Source organism: Cystobacter fuscus, from assembly GCF_002305875.1.
Taxonomy (GTDB): Bacteria; Myxococcota; Myxococcia; order Myxococcales; family Myxococcaceae; genus Cystobacter; species Cystobacter fuscus_A.
Map to the genome: position 1 here is coordinate 6627402 of NZ_CP022098.1, position 23044 is coordinate 6650445.

Consider the following 23044-nt stretch of genomic DNA (forward strand, 5'->3'; position numbering starts at 1 on the left):
AGGAAACCAGAGAGCCGGTCGGCCAGGTCGTGGAGCACCCGATCGCAGCGGGGTGCGAGCAGTGGAAGTGTGATCAATCACGCATCATCCACCAGTCCATTCTCGGAGGTTCAAATGAAGCACCTGATTCGCCAGCTCGCCCAGGATCATCTGTGGAACCAGTGGGTCGAGGCCAACTCGCCCGCGGAAGCGGTGGACGCCGGTTGCATCTCCGGTCCCGCGAAGGCCGGCTGTATCTCTGGCCACGCGAAGGCCGGCTGTATCTCCGGTCCCGCGAAGGCCGGCTGCATCTCCTCCAAGGCGGGCTGCATCAGCTGAGAGGCTTGTCCTGGGTCGCGAGCGCGGCGGGCGCATCATCGTCCGCGAGGATTCCCGCCGCGCTCGCGGCCATTTCAATGGGTGGGTGTAACGCTTCTGGATGGCCCGTTCGACTGTCTTTCCCAGACTCAACCGATGAACGCCCATAAACAGACTTTCGCCGAGATGATCGAGCAGGTCCGGGACATCCCCATCTATCGCCCGTCGATCGAGCAGGGGCACTTCCCGATCCTGGAGAAGCCGGAGATCGCCAGGGGCTTCCCAGGCAACTGGATGACCCCGAGGCTCGCCGATGCCCTGAAGGAAGGCGCGGCGGAGTTCGTGCTCTCCACGGGAACCAACCACGCGCGGATGCAGATCATCCGCCCGCCCTTCTTCCTGTTGAAATCGTACTACCAGCTCTGGAGCGAGCATCCCGACATCGCCGACACCTGGAAGCAGGACTGCCAGCGCGTGTCGATCACCACGGTGCTCGCGACCGAGCACGTGGCGCGGCTCAACGCGAGGAAGCGCGGCGCCGAGCCCTCCGCCCTTCCGAGCCTCGAGGAGCGGCGGCTCGATCCGCGCACGCTCTATCTCAACCTGCGACTCGATCCGGCGCTCTGGGAGCGCGGTGAGGTGGAGCGCATGCTCGAGGAGATGAGCGTCATCCAGCAGGCGCATCCACGGGGCTGGTATCACCTCGACTGCGACAGCTACCACCTCGCGCATCTGGTGCGGAAGGCCTTGGACTGGGATCTGTGGCGGCACTTCCCGAAGCCGGCCAGCATCATTCACGCCTATGAGTACACACCGAGGAACGTCCAGCGCTTCCTGCAGCGGCACTTCGAGTGCCCGATCATCGACCTGTTTGGCAGCACCGAGCTGGGGTATCTGTATTTCAATGATCGTCACGGACGGTACTGGCCCTACCTCGACAAGATGCACCTGGAGCTGATCCCCGTCGACAAGGGCAGCAAGATCTACAGCATCATCGTCTCGAGCCTGCGCAACCCCTACATGCCGCTGATCCGCTATCGCTCTGGCGATTGCGCCGAGACGAGCGATGGCTCCCCTGATCCGCTGAGGATCCGCCGGTTCTGCGGGAGGGAGAAGGAGCTGCTACGGCTCGAGCATGGGGGGATTATCTCCCAGGCCGATCTCGACGACTGGATCGCCGACGCCACACCTTCCATCTTCGTCTATCAGCTCCACCTGGAGGCGTCCCGGCGAGCGCGCCTGCTGTACACCACCTTCGACGGCGGACCCATCGAGCCGGCCGCGGCGCAGGCGCTGCGGCGGGAAGTCCTGGAGGCCACCGGGCTCGAGTGTGCCCTCGAGCATCGCGCGCACATCGCGATCGGCAAGTCTGGGAAGTATGCGTGGCTGGTACGAGAGGATGAGATGACTGGACGAGGTGAGCCGTGAAGCCCCATGCCGCCAAGGTGACACCCGCCGCGCTCAAGGCCCTGCTCGATGACTCGCTCTACTCCGGCGTGGTCCGGCACTTCGTGCTGACCACCGGCGAGGAGCCCGCGTACGTCGAGCGTCAGCTCCTCGAGTGTCTGAGGTACCTGTATCTGCTCTCGCGCTACCCGCAGCGGCTGGTCGGGCTGTTCCTGCCGGTGGAGCAGGCCATTGACGAGGTCTGGCACTATTTGATCCTCCAGACCCGGGAGTATCGGGAGCTGTGCGAGGAGCGACTCCCCGGACGCTTCTTCATCCACCACCGCAGCCTGCCGTACGAGGACTACCAGCAGGGGCAACCCAACCGGGAGCGGATGCTGGAGGAGGCCCTGCGCTGGCTGCCACTGTACCGCGAGGAGTTCGGCCCCTTCGACGCGGGGGCACTGCCGCACTGGACCATGGTGCGCTTCCTCCACCAGCGTCTGGGCCTCTCCCTGGAGGAGATCGCGACGCTCGAGGCGGAGGCTCCATCCGCCGCGCCCCCCGGTGCGGAGCGCGCGTGTTGAGTCTTCGCGTCCCGTGGGCCGCGTCCGCGCCGTCCCTCAACACGGGCGTCCTCCTGCTGTGTCAGGTGGTGGGGATCGCCAGCGTGGCCGCGATCCAGTTCGTGGGCGGCCTGGTGGGCAAGGGACTCGCGATGGACATGCGGCTGGCGACCCTGCCGGTGGCCGTGCTGGTGCTGTCCGCGTCCCTGGGCACCTGGCCCGCCAGCCAGCTCATGCGCCGCTTCGGACGCAAGCCGTGCTTCATCACCGCGGCGCTGCTGGGGGCCGGCTGCCTGGTGCTCGCCGCGCACGCGGTGCACCGGATGGAGTTCTGGCTGTTCTGCGCGGCCGTTCTGGGAGTCGGGCTGCAAGGCGCCTTCGTCCAGCAGTACCGCTTCGCCATCCTCGAAGGGCAGCAGAGCAGCAGCGCCCCGGGCCTGCTGACCCGGATCCAGCTCGCCAGCGCCGCGGGCATCATTCCCGGCATCTCGCTCTTCAGTCTGCTGGAGGGAAGGACCGCCGACTATGTGCCCTGGGCCCTGCTGACCCTGGCGCTGCTCCAGGTGCTGGGCGCGCTCGCGTTGGTGCTGTACCAGCAGCCCCAGGCCACGCTCGCGGCGACGGCATCCGCCGCTCCCGAGGCCCGGGCGCGCGAGCTGTATTGGCCGATGGTGGCCATGGGGGCCAGCGCCTTCCTGGTGATGAGCCTGCTCATGGTGCCCACGCCGCTCCAGATGTGCGGCGTCGAGAAGTACATGATCCGGCAGGCGAGCTGGGTGATCCAACTCCACCTGCTGAGCATGTACCTGCCTTCGCTGTCGATCGGCGCCCTGCTCAAGAGGATGTCGATCGCGCGGGTGCAGGGACTGGGGCTGCTGTTCCTGCTCGTGGGCTTCCTGGTGAGCTGGGTGCAGGGGTTGGGCGGGCACCTGATCGGGCTGGCGCTGATCGGGGTGGGCTGGTGCTTCGTGTTCGTGACCGCGACGACCCTGGTGGCGCGCAGCCGCTCGGGCGCCGAGTCCTTCCGCGCCCAGGGCATCAATGATCTGTGCGTGTTCGCCGCCAGCGGCCTGGCGTCGCTGACGTCCGGGGCCCTGCTGTCGGTGCTGGGGTGGAATGGCCTGGTGCGCCTGGGCCTGGTGCTGGTGCTGGGGCTGATGGCCCTCTCCTGGCACATCCACCGCCCACGGCCTCAGTAGGAGATTGAAGAGGACGAGCCCCGCGGTCAACCCCAGGCCTCCCACCTGTACGGGGTGGGCTGTGCCATTTGCGTCAACTTCGTGTCCGCTCGCCCGGCGAGCGTTGGAGCGGGAGGCGCCGTGCGCCATCCGTGACACGACAGTCATTCATGACATGTGAACCGCCATTGGCGGAGATTTGACGCAATTGGAGCGCGCGGAGTCCGCGGTTTGAGGCACCTTGCGCCCCGTCGAACCGGCCCCGACCGGGCTCGACGCCTTTCCCCAAAGCCCGCGTTCCCGTACCCGCTTGGCGGAGAGGCATTGCCTTTGTCCAGAATCAAATCCTCGCAACTGGGAGCATTCGTCATGAACAAGATGAAGTGGGCCATGTCGGCCGCCGTGGTGGTGACGATGTCCGTGGTGGGCTGTGGTGGCGAGTCCATGAGCACCGAGCAGCAGCAGCTCGGCTCGGTGGTCCAGAATCTGGGTCCCAACAACGAGTTCTACGGCTCGGACACCCTGAAGGAGGCCCTGATCGCCGCCAACGTCCAGTCGGTCGCTGGCCTGACCATCGAGGGCAAGGGCTCGAGCGTGGGTGAGGGCTGTCTGCGCAACGGCTCTGGCACGTCCTGTATCGGCCGCCAGCAGACGCTCGCGCCCATGTCGCGCGACTTCAAGGCGGGCACCTGCGCGGGTGGCACCGCCTCCAGCGGCGCGTGCTGCCCTGGCGAGTCCAGCAACGTCATCGCGCTCGACGCGGTGAACGCCTTCGTGAGCAGCTCCACCTACAGCGCCCTGGTCGGCAACAGCATCTCCACGGCCAACCTGAAGAAGGCCTTCTGTGGCGACGGCAGCGGCAGCGCCAGCACCTGCGTGAGCAACTGGTCCGCGCTGGGCCGCCCCACCGCCGGCACCATCGCGAAGTACCGCCGTGACGATCTGTCCGGCACGACGGACACCTTCAAGTCGCTGCTCGGCTGCACCACGTTCTGCGCCGACGTGGTCGTCATCAACGACGAGTCCGCCAGCAACCCCTCGCCCTGCACCACCTCCGACAGCGCCACCACCTGCATCGGCAAGCTGACGGCCGCCAACGCCAACGCCATCGGCTACGCCGGTGACTCGGCCAGGCGCACCGGTAACGCGGCGCTCAAGGTGGACGGCATCGCCCCCACCGCGGCCAACGTCCGCAAGCTGATCGCCAGCAACACCACGGGCGTCTACCCGCTCTCGCGCAAGCTGTTCCTCAACGAGAACGTGAACTACGCCAAGGCTTCCCAGGAGCAGGCCCTGTATGACTGGGTCTACAGCACCAACACCCAGGATTTCGAGGACCTCCTGGTCCAGCAGGGCTTCATCTCCTGCAGCGACGTCAGCCCGCTCGACTGCGGCGGGGACCTGGGCCGCGGCGCCGGCGTGTGCAAGGGCCTGTGAGCTGAATCCCACCCCCTGAGCCACTCCACGGCCGGAGGAGCCTCCCGCTCCTCCGGCCGTCACCTTTTCGTCAAAGACATACAATCGTGACGAACCCGGTGGTCCTGGAAGATTCCAGCCCGACGCTCGTCACGATGTTTTTTCAAACCCCTCCCCACGTTCTCCGATAAGGCTCGCACGCAGCGTAGGAGGAGATCCCGTCTCATGGTGATGACAAGGAATGGGCTCGTCACGGGCCTCGCTCTCGGTGTGTCCATGTTCGTGGTTGCCACGATGGGCGGCTGCCCGTCCCCGGAGACGCCCGCGGTCGTCCCGGACGCCGGCTCGGCGGACGGGGGGAGCGGGCCCGGCGCGGATGACGCGGGCACGCCTCGTCTCACCTGCACCCCGGCACGCTCGAACGAGCGCATTCCCCTGCGCCGCGCGGCGACGCGCGAGGTCGTCACGGAGACCTTCGACAACCTGAGGGCGCGCGTGGACGCGCAGTGTGGCTCGTGCCACAAGGCCCCCGAGACAAGGGGCGGCTTCCAATACACCTCGGACCTCGCCAGCCTGCGGGTGACCGCCCCCGCCATGGCGCGGATGGCCACGCAGGGCGCCATGCCGCCCCTGCCCTCCTCCGAGCAGCTCAAGCAGGCGGTGGCGCTCGGACAGGCGCTCTCCTCCTGGCTCGCGCAGGGTACGCCGGAGGGCTCCTTCGAGGTGCGGGAGGAAGGCTCGAGTGATGGCGGCGTGGACGTGGCGCGAGGCGTGGGCGAGGCGATGACGGACCTGGGCCACTGCATCCCCGAGAACGCGCCGCTGGGCGGCGATCCGGAGAAGGATGCCTGGTTCGCCCGCGCCACCGCCCTGCCCCGCTTCCTGTCCGAGACGGACACCGACATCGTGACCTTCGACGCGGAGAAGCTGGCCCAACACGGAACCGTCGCCTTCGCGCCCACCTACCCGCTCTTCTCGGACCACGCCAGGAAGCTGCGCCAGGTGCACGTCCCGGCTGGCACGTCCATCCGGTACGACGCCACGACGAAGCGCTTCGAGATTCCCCCCAACACCCGCTTCTACAAGACGTTCTTCAAGCCGGTGAAGGACGCCCAGGGACAGGTGGGCTACCGGAAGATCGAGACGCGGCTCATCGTCGTGCGCCAGCCGTGGAAGGACTCGCTCTTCGGCACGTACCTCTGGAACGAGGACGAGACGGTGGCGGAGCTGCATGACCTGCGCTACCGCGACGGCTCGAGCTTCTCCGACCGTGTCATCGTCTACCGCACGGACGAGGCCACCGGCGCCACGCGCAACTACGCCATCCCCGGCCGCCACCGCTGTGTGGACTGTCATACCGGCTCCGAGGGACAGAACTTCGTCCTCGGCTTCACCCCTCTGCAACTCAACCGCCGGCCCGCTGGCGAGGGCGGTGTGGACGCCGAGGCGGACGTGCTCGAGGACGAGCTGTCGCAGGTGGACCGGTTGATCAGCTACGGCGTCCTCCAGGGCATCCGCTCGAGCGCGGACCTGCCCAGGCTGGAGACGTACGGGAGCAAGCGCCCGCGCAACACGCAGGAGTTGGAACTCCAGGGCTATTTCATCGCCAACTGCGCCCAGTGCCACAACCCGAACGGCTTCGCGGTGCTCAGCAACCCGGCGATCGCCTCGCTCGACTTCTCCGCGGGGGGCAGCCTGTTCCAGTTCCCCACCACGCTGAAGGAGAGCAACGGGCTGCGCTCCTACGTCAACCTCGGGGTGACGGACTTCGCCGCCGACCTGCGCGGCCCGACCCCCTCCAGCACGCTCTTCCAGCGCGTCGCCCGCGACACCGACGAGCGCATCATCCACATGCCCGCCAATGTCCCCGGCCAGGACTGCCGCGCGCCGCTGCTGGTGGCGCGATGGCTCGCCTCGCTGGACTGGCCTCGCGACAGCGGACTGAGCACGGCGCAGAAGGAAGCCAACCGCCAGGAGCGCCTGCGCCAGGCGGAGCTCGCCGTGAAGGAGACGTGCCAGGATCCCCCCGACGTGCGCTGGGTCTCCGAGGACTTCACCGACAAGGTTCCCTACGAGCCGCGCAACACCCACTGGGAGTCCAGCATCGGCGTCCCACCCTTCGAGTACCTGAAGCGCTACCCCATCACCGCGGCGCACGAGGCGCTCGCCCACCAGCGCATCCCCACCAACTTCTGGACGCCGAAGCCGGGCTGCCGCTTCGACGCCAACGCGCCGCCGCCGGAGTCGATCGAACCGTGGATGAGGGACAAGCTGGGCAATCCCAAGCAGCCGTGGGGCGAGTTGTACTCCACCACGCCCGGAGCCGCGGTGTTCCAGGGCATCTGCGCCAACTGCCACGGCCGCGCGGGTGACGGGCAGAGCGGCGCCGCCAAGACGCTGGTCGCGCTCAACGGGGCGCGCGTGGCCAACCTCGCCAAGGGACTGTTCGGCACCTCCTCCACCGGCGAGCCCCACCTCGCGATGTTCGAGCGGGTGCTCGGACAGCACGGCGGCGCGCGCTACATGACGTGGATGGCCGCGGGCGGCACCACGGTGACCTTCACTCCGGAATTCATGCAGGCGTGGATCAAATACGGGGAGGTGGACATCGACTTCTCGCCCCGGGAGACGGACTGGGGCAGGTGGGGCGCCAACATGCTCGGCGCGGCTCGCGGTGCCTGCGATCTCGTGCGCGTCGGCAAGTTCGGCACCGGCTCGAGCGAGCCGCCCAGCGGCAACCCGAGCGCCATCGGCGGCGCCACCCTGTGGAAGAAGCTCTGCACGCTCGACAATCCGCTGACCCCGGAGATCGAGGCCGGGACGGATTCCGCCGCGGTCTCGGAGTGGCTCCAGCACGCGCAGTTCAACGCGGGCGTCATGGCCTACTTCTACCTGCGCGATGAGCTGTCCAGGGGCCGCATCTACCCGCTGCGCGGCGAGTGCGAAAAGCGATGAACCATGAGCACGGGTGATTTCGAATGGGGGCGCATCCCTCGCGCCCCCACCCGTGGATGTCTGTCTTCTCTTTCCTGTGGGAGAGCACGCGTGAAGAGGAACGTTCTGGGTGTCTGGTTGTTGATGACGGTCCTCGCCCTGTCGGCCGGGATCACCACCGGCTGCGACGACGGCGGCCCGGAGAACCCGCCCGGTGACACGGACGCGGGGGGATCCCCGACGGACGGCGGAGACCGTCTTCCGGACGCTGGGGACGGTGGACCCGTCATCGAGCCCCCGTCGGACGCGGGCACCGATGGCGGCACGGACGCTGGCACCGTCGCACCCAAGGCCTACGTCCGCTTCGTCAACGCCTACCTGGGTCTGAAGAACAACCCCAGCGACAAGGCCGACGCGCCGTGGGAGCCGTACGAGATCGACCTCTACGCCGGGGACACGAAGCTGTTTCCGGTGCCGGTGGAACCCGGGGACGAGGCGGTGACGGCCTACCGTGAGTTCGAGCTGATCCCCGGCCAGAGCGTGCAGTTCGTCGTGCGCAACGCGGAGTCGGAGCTCTCGGAGGCTCCGGTGGCGGCCTCGGAGGCCATCACCCTCGAGGAGGGGGAGCGGCTCACCCTCGTGGGCACCGGGAACGTCGTGTACGCCGGGGCGGACCGCATGGACAAGCCGCGGCTGCTGGTGCTGAAGGAGTCCTTCGAGCCGGCGGAGGCGGGCTCGGTCCGGGTGCGCTACGTGACGGCGGACCGGGTCACGGGAACCAGCCGCAACCGCCGGCTCGCCGACGAGACGGGCACGACCCCCTACACCACCGCGGTGGAGCCGTACTCGGCCGACACGGCCACGGGTGGCGTCTCCATTCCGGCGGAGCTCCAGCGACTGGCGATCATCGGCGCACCGAACTTCACGCCCTCGCAGAGTGGCAAGCTGTTCTTCTCTCCCCCGAGCGGGACGTTGGTGGCGGCGAGCGCCTGGTTCGCCATCACCACGGGGGACGACCGGCGCACCTTGCAGGACGAGGGCTCTCCCGCGCTGCTGCTGGTTCCCTCGGGGAAGGACGGAGCCGTCCGCCTGAAGCGGGATCCCCTCCTCTACTTCTTCCACGCGGTCCAGCCGGCCACGGCCGAAGCGTCTCCCACCCCGCTCCAGGTCCTCGAGGGCTCGCGAATCATCGCCAACAATCTCCGGTATGGAGCCGCGCCGGCCATTGGAGATCTGCCGGTCTCCCCGACGGGAGGGACGCTTCGGATCACGGCCTCCGGCGACAGCGCCGCGACGGTGCTGGCCGAGGCCTCGACGGGTCCGCTCGAGGCGGGCCGGCGCTACCTGGCCGTGGTGAGCGGCACGGAGGGCGCACAGGTGCGGTTGACCGTCGTGAAGGAGGAGTTCGCGCTGGAAGCGGTGCCCACGCCCCGGGTCCGGCTCATCCAGGCCGCGACCCACGCGCCGCCAGCACTCGACTTCGGCCACTTCGCGGCGGAGGCGGACGGCGTCACCCGGGGAGCCTTCACGCCCGTCATCACCGGCGCGGGGTATGGCACGGCCGTCGGGCCCGTTGAGGGAGCTGCCTTCCAGCCCCAGGTGATCACCCCCGCGGCCGGCAGCCCCTACGTCTACTACGGCGTCCGGACCACCGTGGACGGGACGACCCTCGAGCGCTCGGTGAACGGCCGGGCCCTCACCACTCCGAACTTCATCGTGCTGATGGGGGACTGGAACACCTCGCTGCAATTCCGGGCGCTCAACGTCCGCATCAACACCTGGTCCGCCACGGCGCCGGAGGGCACCTTCAGCGAGCACTGAGCCCTGGCCTGCCCGCGAGGCGAGTCTTTCCCTTCAGGGGGGACTCGCCTCGCGAAGAGCTAGGGAACGGAGCCACGCTGCTGGGAGAGCATCCAATCCCAGAAGGCAAAGTTGTCGTACGTCTGCGTCCAGCAGTCATGGGCCGAGCCCGGGTAGACGGTGAGGCGCGCGATGGAGTCCCCGGTGGCCACCACGCCCGGCTGTGACGTCCAGGCGTGGGTGGAGGCGCTGAACAGATAGGTCACCGACGCCGAGGGAGTCGGCACACTCACCATCTGGTACTGCCCATAGTTCTTCGTCACGCCGAGCAGCCACGACTGTTCCGCCAAGAGCGAAGAGCCATCACTGAACGAGTGCACCCCCCAGACCGGCACGTTCAGGAGCGTGGTCACCGTCGGACCGGGACCCCCGATGTTGGTGGCCATGGGCGCCAGCGCCGCCAGCCTGTTTCCATACGCGTAGGCATACGTCCAGCTGCCATAGCCTCCCATGCTGATGCCCGTCAGGTAGATGCGCGTCGTGTCCACGCGGTAGTTGGCGATGATGAAGTCGATGAACGCATTCACTTCTGCGGGCTGCCAGCCCGTCGCCGCTCGCGGCGTGAAGACCATCACCTGCTGCTCGCCGAAGTAGGTTTTTCCCTGCGCCGTGTAACGGATCTTCTTCAGCGCCCCGTGACGCGTCACGATGTTCAGCAGATCCGCCTCGGTGGTGGACGTGCCGAACTCTCCCGTCCCATTGAGGTGGATGATGACCGGATAGTGCGTGGTCGACGTCAGATACCCTGGCGGTAGATATTCACCATAGCCATACACGGCCCCGGTGCTGCTCGGCAGCCTCGCGACCACCTGATCCTCGACCGTGATGGACAAGGTATTCGAGCGGGTGGCCAGCGGTGAGGTGTCGAACTCCTCGGGTCCACCACCGCAAGCCACGGCCAGCAACACGACCGACAACGCAACCCCACGCACGAGCATCGATGTCGTCCTTGATAGAGGTTGGAGGACCCTATCTCTTCAAATCGAACATTTCAATCAAAATACGTAAATCAAGGATATCTTTTCTTGAGCAAAATGCTGACGGGTTCAGCTCAGCCGCCGCCGGGTGCCTGCCGCCCGGTTTCCCCCAGGTGCGTCACCGCTCTACACTGGATTCATGCACCCGAAGAGATTTCGCCGCGGTCTCGCGCCCACCGTCCTCTCGCTGGCCGCGGGGTTCGCACTCGCCTGCGCTTCAGACGTGCCCAACCCGCTGACCCATCCCAAGGACGGGCCGCCCGCTGGAAATCCGAATGCGGAGGCCACGTGTGGCATCCCGGCCGAGGCAGGCCTCGCCGACGTCTCCAGACCCACCACCATCGTCGGTACGGGAACTCCGGCGAGCTGTACCAGCGCGGCCTTCATCGACGCCGTGGCCAGGGGCGGAGTCATCACGTTCGACTGCGGACCGGAGCCTGTCACCCTCACGCTCGACAGGACGGCGAAAATCTTCAACGACAAGGGGCCGGAAATCGTCATCGACGGCAAGGGCCTGGTGACGCTCAGCGGAGCGGGCAAGCATCGCATCCTGTACATGAACACCTGCGACAGGGCGCAGGTGTGGACGACCTCCCACTGCCAGAACCAGGATCATCCCCGGCTGACGCTCCAGAACCTGACGTTCGTGAACGCCAGCTCCAAGAGCGAGACGGAGTTCGACGGAGGCGGGGCGGTCTGGGTGCGCGGTGGGCGCGTGAAGGTCATCAACTCCCGCTTCTTCAACAACGTCTGCGCGGATGTCGGGCCCGACGTCGGGGGCGGAGCCCTTCGTGTGTTCAGCCAGTATGAAGGGCGGCCCGTCTATGTGGTGAACACGACCTTCGGCGGCAAGCAGGGCCTCGGCGGGGCTTGCTCCAACGGCGGAGGCATCAGCAGCATCGGCGTGTCGTGGACCATCATCAACAGCCTCTTTTCCCACAACCGGGCCATTGGCAACGGCGCGAACCCCGCCAGGGAGGGCACCCCGGGCGGGGGCAGCGGAGGGGCCATCTACAACGACGGCAACACGATGACGCTGTCCCTCTGCGGCACGCGAATCGAGCACAACGAGGTCAACGCCCACGGCAGCGCCATCTTCTTCGTCAGCAATGACCACTCTGGCGACATCCGCATCGATCGCTCGGTCATCCGGAACAACACGGGCGGCTCGTGGTACGCGACGTATCCCCAGATATCGAATCACGCGGATACGCCCATCGTGGTCACCGACTCCACGATTGAGTGACGTCCGCTTCCGGCCCGTCGTGCTCGCACACCGGATGTACTGGTATACGAGCACGACGCACTCGCCGAGGCAGGGCGCCTCAGTGGACTCTAATGGTGCGAGCCTGAACCACCAGAGGGCTCGCCCCCCGCGTCCTGCCTGGGCGGAACGATCTCCAGCAACTGCATCATGCCCTCATCCTCGTGCGTCAGGATGTGGCAGTGCAGCATGAACTGGCCGACGTAGCGCTTGTAACGGGTGCGCAACCGCATCTCCTTGCCCACGGGCACGAAGATCGTGTCCTTCCAGACGACCCTTCCCTGCTCATCCTTGAACTGGAACGGATTGGTATGGATATGGAAGGGGTGACCGGGGAAGAACTCGGCGCCGCCCGTGCTGGTGACGACCCACTCCTCCACCGCTCCCAGCGTGAGCGGGTGCGGGGGATCATGAGGGCTGAACTCCCTGCCATTGAGCAGGAACTTGAACTCCGGCTCTGGAGGCGGCCGGACGACCTGGACCTCGAAGTGCGCCTCCTGAGGCGTCGTGCTGGTGAGCTCCTCATCCTCGATGGGCTCGAACGGAGCCAGCGCGGCCAGGATCTCTGGCCTGGGCAACCGCATCATCCTCGGCGGGCCGTTCACGACGATGCGGGCCAGGACCCGGGCCCTGGGGTCCTGCTCCACCTCGTCCATGAGCAGGTAGGTTCCCGGCGCCAGGGGCCTGCCATCCCGGCCCACGCCATGCACCAGCACGTCCTCGCGGTACCCGGGATACATCTCGGTCACTTCCACCTTGTCGAGGCGACCCGTCGTGATGCCATCCATGGCAATCAGGTAGTAGGGAATGCTCTCGGTGGCCGGGTCGCCGCCCTCGCGGACCAGCCGGAGGCGCAACGGGAAGTGGATGCCCGCATGGATGAGCCGCCAGCGCTCCACTTCTCCGGGCCGGAGATGGAAGGTCGGCAGGACCTCTCCGTTGAGGGTGACACGCCGTCCCTGGGGCACCATCTCATTGCGCCAGGTGGGCTCGATGAGCTGCGAGAACTCCTCCACCATGTTCGCCTGCCGGGTGCTGTCGTAGGGACTCGTGACCCTCCTGTAGGGAATATGCTGGAAGACGAGGATGCGCTCCCTGGCTTCGCGGATGCCCTCGACGTGATCGATGTCACCCCGAACGATCAGCGGGCCAGCCATGCCGCTGCCGAGCTGGATGCTCACCGCGCCATGCTTGTGGGCGTGGTACCAGTGGGTCCCGGCGGGATGATCTTCCGGAATCTTGACCTCGTACTCGAACTCCTGGTTGGGCCCGACCGAGAGCAGAACGTTGTCCGAATTTCCCGAGGGAGAGACGCTCATCCCGTGGAAGTGGAGGTTGGTGACGTTGGCACCATGCGGGCCGCTGTGCGGATGATCTCCTACCAGCTCTGGTTTGAAGGGAAGCTGGTTCTTCAGGAGGACTCTCAGCGTGTCCCCTGGCTTCACCTCGATGGTGGGCCCCACTGGTTTCCCATTGTAGGAACGGAGTTCGACTTCATCCATCTGCTCGCGACCATCATCGAGCACGCGGCGGATCTTGTGGGTGGCATAGGCGACCGTCAGCTCGATGTCTACCTCCCATGGGAGATGCTTTTCCCAGATGCCCCCGTGCTCGTGCCCATGCCCACGGCCGAGTCTCCGCTCGAGTCCACGCGCGAGTTTGTCCTTCCAGGAACGGAAGAAGTGCACCCCGGTCCTATCTTGCACGCCAACTCCCGCATGCAGCTCGCCCATCTCGTCTTGTCTCATCTTTGCTCTCCCATGCTTCGTGAAACCAACCAGCCTTCGTGACCGCGCTGGCCTCGCCCACGCATGCTGGTTTCATGCCCATGTGAGCAGGGAGCAGCCACTCCAGGGCATCCCTCCTTCCCGGTGTGCACTTCCATGGTGATCGATCTACCGCGCGAGGAGGCCGAACGGCTTCCACTCGAGGATTTTCAGGTCGAATCCGGCTTGCCGCTTCCTGGCGAGCCAGTCTTCGAGCGCCAGCAGGGCGGAGACCTCGTCGTCGAAGGTCTCGCGCACGCCATCCCTCGTCACGAGCGTCGTCCCCTTGATGATGGCCGACGTGTACTCGGACTTCCCGTTGGCGTACTTGGAAAGCTCTCGCTCCAGGAGGCCCCGGCCAGGAACCTCGGTCGTGACGCGGAGGAAGTCCCCCGTGTAGCGCGCCTCCAGCCGCCGCACCTCGCGCGTGGCCGCGTCCGTGCCGTCGAAGGCGAAGCGAAACGTCGTCTTGCGTCCGTTGTTGTAGCCCGCGTGCACCTGCACGATGGCCTCGAAGCGCTCGATTTCCAGGAACAGATCGCCACGCTTGCGCCAGAAGGTGACGCGCTCCGAGGCCCGTGTCGCATCGAGGGCAGGCGAGGGCTCCAGGCCCAGGAACTTCTCACCGTCGAAGATGACCACGGGGAACTCACCCGAGCCCTCCAGCCACACCTCGCCGGTCTTCCGCTGCGCGTAGTAGATGTTGCGAGCGCTCACCGCGACCGGCGCACGCGCGACGATGCCCGCCACGTCGATGCCCTGGAGCTCCTCGGCCGTGGGTGCGTCCGGCTCCTTCTCCTGCCGCGGCTGGGGGGCTTGCGTGAAGACAGGCTCGTTCCGGGAGATCCGCTCGAAGAGTTCGTCGTGATGGAGCTCGTCCTGCTCCACGTCGTAGAGGCCGGGGACGAGGAAGGTGGAGGCCAGCGACGCCGCTTCCTCATCGGAGCGCCCCAGCTCGAACCGGTGCTTCACGCGCTCCTCTCCATGCACGGCGACGTCATGGTCGTTCTCGTCGAGGAAGCGCGTCTCGAGCGCACCGGCGACGACGAGGCTCTCGTCGTTGTAGACGCCCTGGATGGCGTCGCGCACGACGAGGTCTCCGAGGACCAGGAAGTTCCCCGACGTCTGAAGCCCCCAGGCGGAGCACCGGCCGACGACGACGACCGTCGAGTCGGGCCCGGCGTCGTGGATGACCCCCCCAACCTCCAGGTCACCGAGGACGACGAGCGGGGCGGTGACGCGCAGCGAGCCGGAGACGCGCGCATGGCCGGTGACGACCGTTGGCTTGGAGACCTCGCCGTCCAGGACTTCGTCCCGGGCCTCGAGAAGCTCCCGCAACACCACGGCCGCGAGACCGATGTGCGTGAGGGGCCCGGGGCACAGCTCCTGGATGAACTCCGTGACGGAGCGCGCCCTGCCCGTCCCGAAGGCGTTCGCGAGGGTGGCGACATCGGGTTCGTCGTGATGGGAGAGGGCTTCGAGGACGGGACCGTCGAGCTGGGTGAGCGTCTCTTCGGCTTGGGCGAGAAAGGTGTCTTTGGTGAGTTGCATGGGGTCGACGCATTCTAGGAAGGGAATCCCGCGAGCCCCAGGGAAACCGGCGCGTCCCCATCCCGGCACATGAGCGGAGCGTATGCGTGCTGGTATATTCCGCGAACTGCCCCGGGCGCCCGCGCCAGGCGCTCGAGGCGACCCCATGCCGCGCACGAATCTGAATGACATCACCGTGTTCATGGCCGTCGTCGACGGCGGAAGCTTCGTGGCCGGTGGGCAGGCCTTGGGCATGACACGCTCGGCGGCGGGCAAGGCCGTGATGCGTCTGGAAAACAGGCTCGGCGTACGCCTCCTGAACCGCACCACCAGGACGCTGAGCCTCACCGACGAAGGCCGGGCGTTCTACGACCGGGGCCTGCAGATCTTCGCGGCGGTCGATGAGGCCGAGGCCAGTGTGGCCAGTCGAGCCGGGACGCCACGCGGCGTCCTGCGGCTGACCGTGCCCGATGCGTTCGGACGGCGGGTGATTCTTCCCCTGCTGAGGAAATATCTGCAGGCGTGGCCCGACGTCCAAGCCGAAGTGAGCTTCACCGATCGCGTGGTGGACATCATCGAGGAGGGATTCGACCTGGCGGTACGGATTGGTGTCACGGATCCGGACTCGCGGCTGGTCTCCCGGGTCGTCGCCCGATACAGAGCGCTGCTCTGCGCGTCTCCTTCCTACATCGCCGAGCGTGGCGCGCCCGGAGGGATCGATGAACTGGCGAACCATGATTGCCTGGTGTTCAGCAGTGCCACCAGAAGGCAAAGCTGGCGCTTTCGTGGCGACGATGGTTCCTGGGTGAAGGCGGCCGGACGAAGCCGTCTGCGGTTGGATAGTGGGGAAGCCATCCGGGATGCCGCCGTTTCCGGGGCGGGCATCGCGCTTCTTCCCGACTTCCTGGTCGCAGAGGATCTGGCCGCCGGCCGCCTCACACAGGTGCTCGCGAACCTCGACGTCGGCGAGGTGAAGATCGTGACGCTTTATCCGACCAGGCGTCTGCTGGAGCCACGCGTCAGACAGTTCCTCGACCTCATGGCCAGTGAACTTGGACCTTGACGCCTGACAACTCGCGGAGCACGGTTCCGACAACTTTCACGCATCGCGGCAAGGCCGCTCCTATGGCATTGCACGCTTCTCGCTCGCGCCTGCCCGGCTAGAATGCGTGGATGCAGACGCTCACCTTCCGTACCGCCACCGTCGCCGACATCGACGCCATCGTCGTCCTGGTCACTTCGGCCTACCGCGGCGAGACCAGCCGTGCCGGTTGGACCACCGAAGCCGGCCTGCTCGACGGCGCCCGCATCGACCCCGAGGTGCTGCGCGGGGACATCCTGCGCGACCGCAGCCTGGTGCTGCTGGCCGAGCAGGACGGCCAGTTGGTGGCCTGCGCCCATATCGCCGACGAGGAGGGTGCCGGCTACTTCGGCATGTTCTCGGTCAGCCCGGGCCTGCAGGGTGGCGGCCTGGGCAAGCGCCTGATCACCGAGGCCGAGCGCATCGTCCGCCAGGAATGGGGCCGGACACAGATGCGGATGGCGGTGATCGACGTGCGCCACGAGCTGATCGCCTTCTACGAACGCCGCGGCTACCGTCGCACCGGCGTGTTCAAGCCCTTCCCCTACGGCGACGAACGCTTCGGCGTGCCGCTGCGCGACGACCTGCGCTTCGAGGTGCTGGAGAAGACGCTGGAGGGCTCGGCACAGCGCTGAGCTCAGGGCCGGTCCGTGTACAGCGCCCCCGCGAGCAGCGATTGGGAGTCCCACGCGGTGCGCTGGGGAGAGGCCGCCCGTGCCCAGGCCTCCTTGTAGCCCGGCGCCACGAACGCCTGGAAATCCGTCGTCGCCACGCGATAGATGCGCTCGGGCAGCACGGGCTCGAAACCCGACCCGGGCGTCGCGGGATTCACGAGCACACGCAGGTCCTCCACCCGGCCCTGGCGCACCGTGTAGCGCACGCCGCTGAACTGACTGTAGGAGTCCGAGCCCCGCTTCGACTCACTCAGCTCCACCCACGCTCGGAGCTGCGCCCCGGTCATCTTCGCCGTCACCAGCGTGTTGCGGTACGGAAAGGCCCCGAAGAAGACCTCCGCCGCCACCGGTCCCGCCGGCAGTCCCGCCCGGAAGGTCGAGGCCGTCGCGAAGAAGGCATGGGCGCCCACCGCCCGGCGCCACACCTCGGTGGCCCAGATGCCTACCTCGGACGGGCCCGTGGTGACGCCGTCGTCTCGCAGCGGCGTCACCCGCCGGCCCATCTCCACGAAGAGTTCCGGGCGATCCGCCACGAGCGCCGCTTGCAACCGCGCCACTTCCTCCGCCGTTCGGGGATCCTCCGGCTTCGAGGCATCCATCTTCACCAGGCCCCCGTCCATCCCCACGAGCCGCCCGGCCTGGAAGCGCAGCCGCACCTCGGACAGGTAGGTGAGGTACTGGTAGGGCGACAAGAGGTACGTGTCCGTCCCGGGCAACCGCCGCAGACCTTCCTTCTCGTGCGAGTGCGAGCCGAGGATGAGATCGATCCCGGGCACCGCCCGAGCCAGCGCCATGTCGGCCTCGCGCTGCTGGTGGCCGATGAGGACCACGGCGGCCACGCGCTCCCGGGTGCGCAGAGCGTCCACCACGCCCCGCGCCGCGGCCGTCGCATCCGTCCACCGCGTCCCGACGGGCAGGTGCTCCGGCTTCACCAGGCGCTGCATGTCCGGCCCCGCCACCGCGAAGAACCCCACGCGCACTCCCCCCACCTCGCGCACCAGGTAGGGACGGCCGTCCACCTGGAAGTAGGGCACGCCGTTCGAGCCCAGGAGGTTGGCGCAGAGCACCGGGTAGGAGATGGAGGCCCGGCAGCGCGCGAAGGCCTCGGCGCCGTAGTCCAGGTCGTGGTTGCCCAACGCCATCACGTCCACCACGCCGTTGAACCACGGCCACTCCACGCACCCGTACACGTCACTCCACGTGGGCACGCCCTGGTTCACCATGTCCCCTCCGGACACCACCAGCGTGTCCGGCTTCGCTCGGGCCGCGCGCAGGTAGGCCATCGTCCGGGCCACCCCGCCCTGCCCCGGCTGCCCTTCCGAGAAGAAGGGCAGCGCGTGCGAGTGGTAGTCCGCCATCCCCACCAGCGTCACCGTGCGCGCCGTCTGACAGGCGCTCAGCCACAGCAGGCTCGAGAGGACGAGGAGGGTCTTCGACAGGGGATGGGGCATGGGGTTTCTTCACCCGTCAGCACCAACGCCGTCAAGCGGCGGGGCAACACATTCCCGCTTTGGGTCATCGTCCACTGGACGAGCCCTGCCCCGTTTCCTCAATGGGGCTGTGCCTTGCGCTCCTGGCTCGTGGGTTCGCTCCCTGCTGGCTTCTCCTTCTCCGGTGTCCCCTCGGCGGGAGCCTGTGCAGTGTGTCTCAGGTGCGCGTGATTGCCGACGGCGAGAATGCGCATCGTGCGGATGTCCACGGCATGAACGGTTCTGTCCATGCGGGCCAGGGCTCCAGAGGAGCCCCACAACGCCTTCGTCGGACAGGCCTGTTCATCGACAGTGAATCGGACCTGAACGACTCCCATGGGCTCCGGAGCCGCCGTGACGTCGTAGGAGTCGGGCCGGTAGAGACAGGCCTCTTCTGGACGGGTGCCCTCGGGAGGCAAGGCCTTGCCGGGAAGGAAGTCTTCCAGGGCGAGCTGTATCGCCGCGGCGACGTTGCCCTCGAGGCGAAGCCGCCCTTCCCTGGGAAGCTCGGGAGGGGACTGCATCGGCTCCCCCTCCATCAGTCGCCCGTTGCGCACGTCCACTTCGTAGGTGGATTCCATGTCCAGCGGCGGACCCCACCGGTAACAGGCTCCAGGGGCGAGGGAGAAGCGGACCAGCGTGGTGCCTTCTCTTCCTGGAGCCATCTCCACGTCCCAGGACTGACGCTGGAGGATGCAGATGTCGCTCCGGGCCGCTCCGTACGGAGGGCGCACATTCCACGGGAGGAAACGTTCCATGGCGAGTTGCATGGCCCGGGCCCGGGTGCCGGAAAGCTCTACCCTGCCCTCCGCGGGCAAATCCTTTCCGAACTTGAACCAGGCGGCCTCTTCGGCTGGAACGTAACGGACAGGGCTTCGAGCCGTCACGCATCCCGACACGGCGCAGCAGAGCATCAGGCCGGTGGCTCTTCCCCTGAATGCCTCCCAACGGAGCCGTGAATGCAGGTGGGTATTCATGGTTGTACAGAGGTGATGAAGCCCGAGTCCTTGTCCTCGGGTTGGATGTAGCCGATGAGCTTCCAGCTCCCGGACTGGCGTTCATAGACCTCGCCGGGCCGAGCCTCACGGACATACGGCACGAGCTTCTGGATGCGGCAGGTCGTGTCGAACTGGATGCGAACGCGATAACGCTGGTTTCGTCCACGTCTGTCTGGCTCGCTCAAGGGCGAGGAGGACCATGGGTGACTGTGGAAGTCAGCAAGAGGCTCGAGCTGGCCCCGAGAGTCCTTCACCACCGATGGAGAGAAACAGGACTTCCTTCTGCTCGGGCCCACCAGCGCCACTCTCGTCAGGGGAGAGGGCATGCTCGCGTAGTAGAGGCCATCCTCGAACGAGTAGATGACGCCGCAGTACTCCTGGCCGTATTCGCCCTGCTGTGCTCTTGGGAGCGCCATCACCGCCGGGCAGAGTTGGTCGATGACTTCATCCACGTTCCCAGAGGGACGGATGTCATCCCAGGGGCCGCGCACCCAGACGATTTCGGAGTCCCCCAGGAAGCCGTAGCCCTCCGTCTGTCCAGCACGCGGGCCACTGGAGCACCCGAGAAGGTACAGCCCCACCAGCGCGGTTCGGAGTCCCCTCGAGTCCAGTGGCGTGCTCCGGTGCAAGACGTATCCGCTCATGAAGTGTACCTGGAGATGATCTGGGGCTTTGGGGGGATAGAGGTGGATGGATGATGGACCAGGCGTGCGAGTGAGGACAAGCGGCCATTGACATAAAAGGGAGCCATGGTGAGCAAGATCATCGAGGAGGGCCGCATCAAGCGGCTCAACCCCCAACGAGGCCAAGGACGGCGACTACATCCTCCACTACTGGCGTGTTTCTACAGCGTCCCGGCATCGCCGAGTTGCACGTGCGGGCGGCCCTGGGATGGTTGTCCCACCGCCTCGGCGAGGCGAGCCGCTTGGGGCTCCGGTAGCTTGACCTCGATGATGATGCCGCAGTGGCTGGTATCGTCCACCTTCACCGACTTGCGGAAGGCGTTGGTCCGGGCGATGCGTCCTCTCCGCTCGTACTCTCCGTGTGCACCGTGCCCGTGCTCCATTCGTTACACTCCCCCGCCATCCTGTCCGTCTCCAATCTCCAGACTCCCGGGGCTCGCCTCGGGGCGAGGTCCCGCGCGTGGGTGCTCGGGCTGGCGCTGCTGCTCGGAAGCGGCCCGGGCTGCCAGCGGCCGGCCGGGTCCCACACGCCCCTCGTCTACGCGGGCTCCGGCAGCATCGGCGACACCGTCCTGTCACCGCTCAGCGAGGGCTTCGTCCGTCGGGGAGGTCCGCCCGTCGAGGCGAAGCACTACGTGGGCTCCGCGGAGGGCTTCAAACTCCTGATGGAGGGGCGCGCGGACGTGAGCGGCCTGGCGCGCTCGCTCCGGAGCACGGAGAAGGCCCGGCACCCCTATTACGTCATCATCGGGTATGCCGCCCTCGCGGTGTACGTCCACCCGGACAATCCGGTCACCGCCCTCAGCCGGGCCCAGCTCAAGGCGTTCTTCACCGGCCAGCTGAAGAACTGGAAGGACGTGGGTGGACTGGATGCGCCCGTGGAACTCGTGACGGTGAAACTGTCCACCGGCTCGGGCACGACGGACTTCTTCCGGGAGACGGTGCTGGAGGGAGCCCCGTTCGCGCCGACCCATGCCTTCGAGCACCCGCGCGAGGTGCGCTCCTACGTGGCCTCGCATCCGCACGCGCTCGCGTGGGGGACGCTGGCGCCTGACGTCCAGGGCGTCCGGGTGCTGCCATTGGACGGCGTGGCGCCAGGACCCGAGTCGATTCGCACGGCGGACTACCCGCTGTCCCGGCCCATGGTGCTGGCGGCCCGGGGCGTGCCCGATGGGCCGCTCAAGGACTTCCTCGACTATGTGATGTCACCCGAGGGCCAGGCCATCGTCGCGCGCTCCTTCATCCCCGTCCGAGAGGTGCACTGAGCGCCATGTCCTCGCTGCGCCGCTTGACGGTCCATCACAAGCTCTCGCTGCTCCTCGTCATCATCCTCGCGGTGTTCGTGACGAGCCACGCCGTCCAGGAGTCCACGCTGGACCGATTCCAGGTCGGCGGTCCCGTGCACCAGCAGCTCAAGCTGCAGGCGGAGACGTACGACACGGTCCAGGCGCTGCTGGGTGAGCTGCACGCCGCGCGCGCGGTCCTGCACCTCATGCTCGCGCCCTCCAGCGAGGATGGGGCGCGGCAGCTGGTCAGGCAGTGGGAGGAGATCGCCGCGGGCGTGGACGTGCGCTTCGAGCGAGCGCTGTCGGTGACGGATGCCCCGGATGCCCGCCTGTACGTCGAGGACGCGCGCGTGGCCTGGGAGGGATACGCCCGGGCGGTACGTACGCGCGTCTTCGCCGTTTCCGAGGCGGAGCGGAGCCGGGTGCTCGCGAACTTCCTGGAGGGGGCCCACACGCGCCGCTACGCGCGGCTGGCCGAGCTGCTCGAAGCAGCGGCCAACAGCCTGCGCCTGCGCTCCAGCGAGCTGGAGCTCGAGGTGGCGCGCACGCTACGGCGGGCCCGGTGGGGACTCGCGGCGGTGGATGGGGGGCTCGGACTCTTCCTGCTCGTGTTCCTCGCCGCGGTGGGGCGCTCCATCACCCGGCCCCTGAAGGAGTTGATGGTGGCGGCGCGGCAGGTGGAGAAGGGAGACCTGTCCCTGCAACTGGCCACTCCCGGCGAGGACGAGATCGGCCAGCTCTCGCGCATCCTCGGGCAGATGGTGTCGCAACTGCGCGAGCTGATGCTGGCGGTGCGCCAGGCGGGCCAGGAGATGGCCGGGGCGGTGGAGCGGCTGGCGAGCGCGGCGGACGAGCAGGGGCGCAGCATCGAGCGGCAGGCGACGGCGGTGACGCGGACGAACGCGGTGGCCGAGGAGCTCAGCCATGCGTCCGAGCTGGCGGAACGGCAGGTGGCGGGCGTGCTGAGCACGGCCGAGCGGGCCGACGAGGTGGGTCGCTCCGGCAAGGAGGTGCTGACCGGGAGCCTGCGGGGCATCCAGGAGCTGCGCGGACAGTTCGAGGCCATCGCGCGGCACGTGGTGGAGCTGGCCGAGCACAGCGTGAAGGTGTCCACGCTGACGGAGACGGTGCGGGACCTGGCCGAGCAGAGTCACGTGCTGGCGCTGTCGGCGGGCATCGAGGCGGCGCGGGCGGGGCCGGAGGGACAGGGCTTCCGGGTGGTGGCGGTGGAGATCCGCTCGCTGGCGGACCGCTCGGTGAAGGAGACGGTGGCGGTGCGCGAGCAGCTCAGGCGCTCGAGTAGAGCCATGCGCGACACGGTGGCCATCACCGCGCGGGGCCGCGCCCGGATGGAGGCGGAGCTCGAGCAGGTGCGGACGGGAGGCGAGCGCCTGGAGGAGCTCACCCGGATGCTCCAGGAGTCGAGCATCAGCCTGCGGAGCATCGTCCAGGTGGTGAAGCAGCAGCACGAGGGCCTGGGGCAGATCTTCTCGGCGGTGAACGAGCTGTCACGCACGACGGACAAGGCGGTGGTGTCGGTGGCGGCCATGCGCCAGTCCGCCGAGCAGCTGCGCGGCACGACGGCGCGGCTGACCGAGGCCCTCTCGGGCTTCCGGTTGTGAGGCTTGAAGGGCTCCCTTTCCGTCACGAGCTGAGCAGCCCGGACCCTCATCCGTCCA

Annotated in this window: 19 protein-coding genes; 12 read left to right on the plus strand and 7 right to left on the minus strand. The window is 67.5% G+C overall.

The features are described from left to right. The first annotated feature begins 114 nt into the window (after positions 1-114). From CYFUS_RS27040 to CYFUS_RS27070, 7 genes are all read left to right on the plus strand, one after another. Positions 115-318 (plus strand): hypothetical protein, encoded by a 204-nt coding sequence (locus tag CYFUS_RS27040; protein WP_095987856.1) that lies wholly within the window; start codon positions 115-117, stop codon positions 316-318. Between the two features lie 135 nt (positions 319-453). Further along, entirely contained in the window at positions 454-1725 is a 1272-nt protein-coding gene (locus CYFUS_RS27045) for a hypothetical protein (protein ID WP_095987857.1), read from the plus strand. Continuing rightward, positions 1722-2270: a glycine-rich domain-containing protein gene (locus CYFUS_RS27050; RefSeq protein ID WP_095987858.1), complete on the plus strand. Its 549-nt coding sequence runs from the start codon at positions 1722-1724 to the stop codon at positions 2268-2270. Before CYFUS_RS27045 ends, CYFUS_RS27050 begins: the two co-directional genes overlap by 4 nt. Next, a complete protein-coding gene (locus CYFUS_RS27055) occupies positions 2264-3448 on the plus strand; it encodes a hypothetical protein (protein WP_095987859.1) in 1185 nt (394 codons plus the stop codon). The genes CYFUS_RS27050 and CYFUS_RS27055 overlap by 7 nt, the downstream gene beginning before the upstream one ends. Positions 3449-3796: 348 nt before the next feature. Further along, positions 3797-4864: a substrate-binding domain-containing protein gene (locus CYFUS_RS27060; protein WP_095987860.1), complete on the plus strand. Its 1068-nt coding sequence runs from the start codon at positions 3797-3799 to the stop codon at positions 4862-4864. 204 nt (positions 4865-5068) lie between these two features. Next, positions 5069-7798, plus strand: coding sequence for a hypothetical protein (locus tag CYFUS_RS27065; RefSeq protein WP_095987861.1), 2730 nt, complete (start codon positions 5069-5071; stop codon positions 7796-7798). Between the two features lie 90 nt (positions 7799-7888). Beyond that, positions 7889-9598 carry a DUF4397 domain-containing protein gene (locus CYFUS_RS27070; RefSeq protein ID WP_095987862.1) on the plus strand — a complete coding sequence of 570 codons (1710 nt, stop codon included), beginning with the start codon at positions 7889-7891 and terminating at the stop codon, positions 9596-9598. Positions 9599-9657: 59 nt separating this feature from the next. Here the strand turns inward: CYFUS_RS27070 and CYFUS_RS27075 are convergent, their stop codons facing one another. Continuing rightward, positions 9658-10575: an alpha/beta hydrolase-fold protein gene (locus CYFUS_RS27075; protein ID WP_095987863.1), complete on the minus strand. Its 918-nt coding sequence runs from the start codon at positions 10573-10575 to the stop codon at positions 9658-9660. A 178-nt stretch (positions 10576-10753) separates the two neighbouring features. Here CYFUS_RS27075 and CYFUS_RS27080 point away from each other — a divergent pair, with 178 nt between their 5' ends. After that, complete coding sequence (locus CYFUS_RS27080; protein ID WP_095987864.1) at positions 10754-11860, plus strand: hypothetical protein; 1107 nt, start codon at positions 10754-10756, stop codon at positions 11858-11860. A gap of 89 nt (positions 11861-11949) precedes the next feature. Here the strand turns inward: CYFUS_RS27080 and CYFUS_RS27085 are convergent, their stop codons facing one another. Continuing rightward, a complete protein-coding gene (locus CYFUS_RS27085) occupies positions 11950-13626 on the minus strand; it encodes a multicopper oxidase family protein (protein WP_095987865.1) in 1677 nt (558 codons plus the stop codon). Positions 13627-13773: 147 nt separating this feature from the next. Continuing rightward, positions 13774-15195 (minus strand): hypothetical protein, encoded by a 1422-nt coding sequence (locus CYFUS_RS27090; protein ID WP_095987866.1) that lies wholly within the window; start codon positions 15193-15195, stop codon positions 13774-13776. Between the two features lie 145 nt (positions 15196-15340). On the opposite strand from CYFUS_RS27090, the gene CYFUS_RS27095 reads away from it, so the two are divergent. Next, entirely contained in the window at positions 15341-16237 is an 897-nt protein-coding gene (locus CYFUS_RS27095; protein ID WP_095987867.1) for a LysR family transcriptional regulator, read from the plus strand. 110 nt (positions 16238-16347) lie between these two features. After that, complete coding sequence (locus CYFUS_RS27100) at positions 16348-16890, plus strand: GNAT family N-acetyltransferase (RefSeq protein WP_095987868.1); 543 nt, start codon at positions 16348-16350, stop codon at positions 16888-16890. Between the two features lie 2 nt (positions 16891-16892). Here CYFUS_RS27100 and CYFUS_RS27105 read toward each other — a convergent pair whose 3' ends face one another. From CYFUS_RS27105 to CYFUS_RS27120, 4 genes are all read right to left on the minus strand, one after another. Beyond that, the gene (locus CYFUS_RS27105; protein ID WP_095987869.1) at positions 16893-18380 is read right to left on the minus strand and encodes a bifunctional metallophosphatase/5'-nucleotidase; all 1488 of its coding nucleotides are present in this window, start codon (positions 18378-18380) and stop codon (positions 16893-16895) included. A 98-nt stretch (positions 18381-18478) separates the two neighbouring features. Beyond that, positions 18479-19156, minus strand: coding sequence for a hypothetical protein (locus tag CYFUS_RS27110; RefSeq protein ID WP_157758675.1), 678 nt, complete (start codon positions 19154-19156; stop codon positions 18479-18481). Between the two features lie 215 nt (positions 19157-19371). After that, positions 19372-20040, minus strand: a complete 669-nt coding sequence (locus tag CYFUS_RS27115; RefSeq protein ID WP_095987871.1) for a hypothetical protein — start codon at positions 20038-20040, stop codon at positions 19372-19374. Positions 20041-20240: 200 nt separating this feature from the next. Next, positions 20241-20462, minus strand: coding sequence for a hypothetical protein (locus CYFUS_RS27120; RefSeq protein ID WP_095987872.1), 222 nt, complete (start codon positions 20460-20462; stop codon positions 20241-20243). Here CYFUS_RS27120 and CYFUS_RS27125 point away from each other — a divergent pair. Beyond that, positions 20454-21344 carry a phosphate ABC transporter substrate-binding protein gene (locus CYFUS_RS27125; protein WP_157758676.1) on the plus strand — a complete coding sequence of 297 codons (891 nt, stop codon included), beginning with the start codon at positions 20454-20456 and terminating at the stop codon, positions 21342-21344. The genes CYFUS_RS27120 and CYFUS_RS27125 overlap by 9 nt on opposite strands. A gap of 5 nt (positions 21345-21349) precedes the next feature. Further along, positions 21350-22987 carry a methyl-accepting chemotaxis protein gene (locus tag CYFUS_RS27130; RefSeq protein WP_095987874.1) on the plus strand — a complete coding sequence of 546 codons (1638 nt, stop codon included), beginning with the start codon at positions 21350-21352 and terminating at the stop codon, positions 22985-22987. Positions 22988-23044 lie beyond the last annotated feature (57 nt).

Excerpts from the sequence above, each read along its gene's own strand:
- CYFUS_RS27105 (WP_095987869.1), bottom strand. The coding sequence starts at position 18,380 with ATGCCCCATCCCCTGTCGAAGACCCTCCTCGTCCTCTCGAGCCTGCTG.
- CYFUS_RS27065 (WP_095987861.1), top strand. The coding sequence starts at position 5,069 with ATGGTGATGACAAGGAATGGGCTCGTCACGGGCCTCGCTCTCGGTGTG.
- CYFUS_RS27075 (WP_095987863.1), bottom strand. The coding sequence starts at position 10,575 with ATGCTCGTGCGTGGGGTTGCGTTGTCGGTCGTGTTGCTGGCCGTGGCT.
- CYFUS_RS27080 (WP_095987864.1), top strand. The coding sequence starts at position 10,754 with ATGCACCCGAAGAGATTTCGCCGCGGTCTCGCGCCCACCGTCCTCTCG.
- CYFUS_RS27110 (WP_157758675.1), bottom strand. The coding sequence starts at position 19,156 with ATGGAACGTTTCCTCCCGTGGAATGTGCGCCCTCCGTACGGAGCGGCC.
- CYFUS_RS27045 (WP_095987857.1), top strand. The coding sequence starts at position 454 with ATGAACGCCCATAAACAGACTTTCGCCGAGATGATCGAGCAGGTCCGG.
- CYFUS_RS27130 (WP_095987874.1), top strand. The coding sequence starts at position 21,350 with ATGTCCTCGCTGCGCCGCTTGACGGTCCATCACAAGCTCTCGCTGCTC.
- CYFUS_RS27040 (WP_095987856.1), top strand. The coding sequence starts at position 115 with ATGAAGCACCTGATTCGCCAGCTCGCCCAGGATCATCTGTGGAACCAG.
- CYFUS_RS27115 (WP_095987871.1), bottom strand. The coding sequence starts at position 20,040 with ATGAGCGGATACGTCTTGCACCGGAGCACGCCACTGGACTCGAGGGGA.
- CYFUS_RS27090 (WP_095987866.1), bottom strand. The coding sequence starts at position 15,195 with ATGCAACTCACCAAAGACACCTTTCTCGCCCAAGCCGAAGAGACGCTC.
- CYFUS_RS27095 (WP_095987867.1), top strand. The coding sequence starts at position 15,341 with ATGCCGCGCACGAATCTGAATGACATCACCGTGTTCATGGCCGTCGTC.
- CYFUS_RS27100 (WP_095987868.1), top strand. The coding sequence starts at position 16,348 with ATGCAGACGCTCACCTTCCGTACCGCCACCGTCGCCGACATCGACGCC.
- CYFUS_RS27085 (WP_095987865.1), bottom strand. The coding sequence starts at position 13,626 with ATGAGACAAGACGAGATGGGCGAGCTGCATGCGGGAGTTGGCGTGCAA.
- CYFUS_RS27120 (WP_095987872.1), bottom strand. The coding sequence starts at position 20,462 with ATGGAGCACGGGCACGGTGCACACGGAGAGTACGAGCGGAGAGGACGC.
- CYFUS_RS27060 (WP_095987860.1), top strand. The coding sequence starts at position 3,797 with ATGAACAAGATGAAGTGGGCCATGTCGGCCGCCGTGGTGGTGACGATG.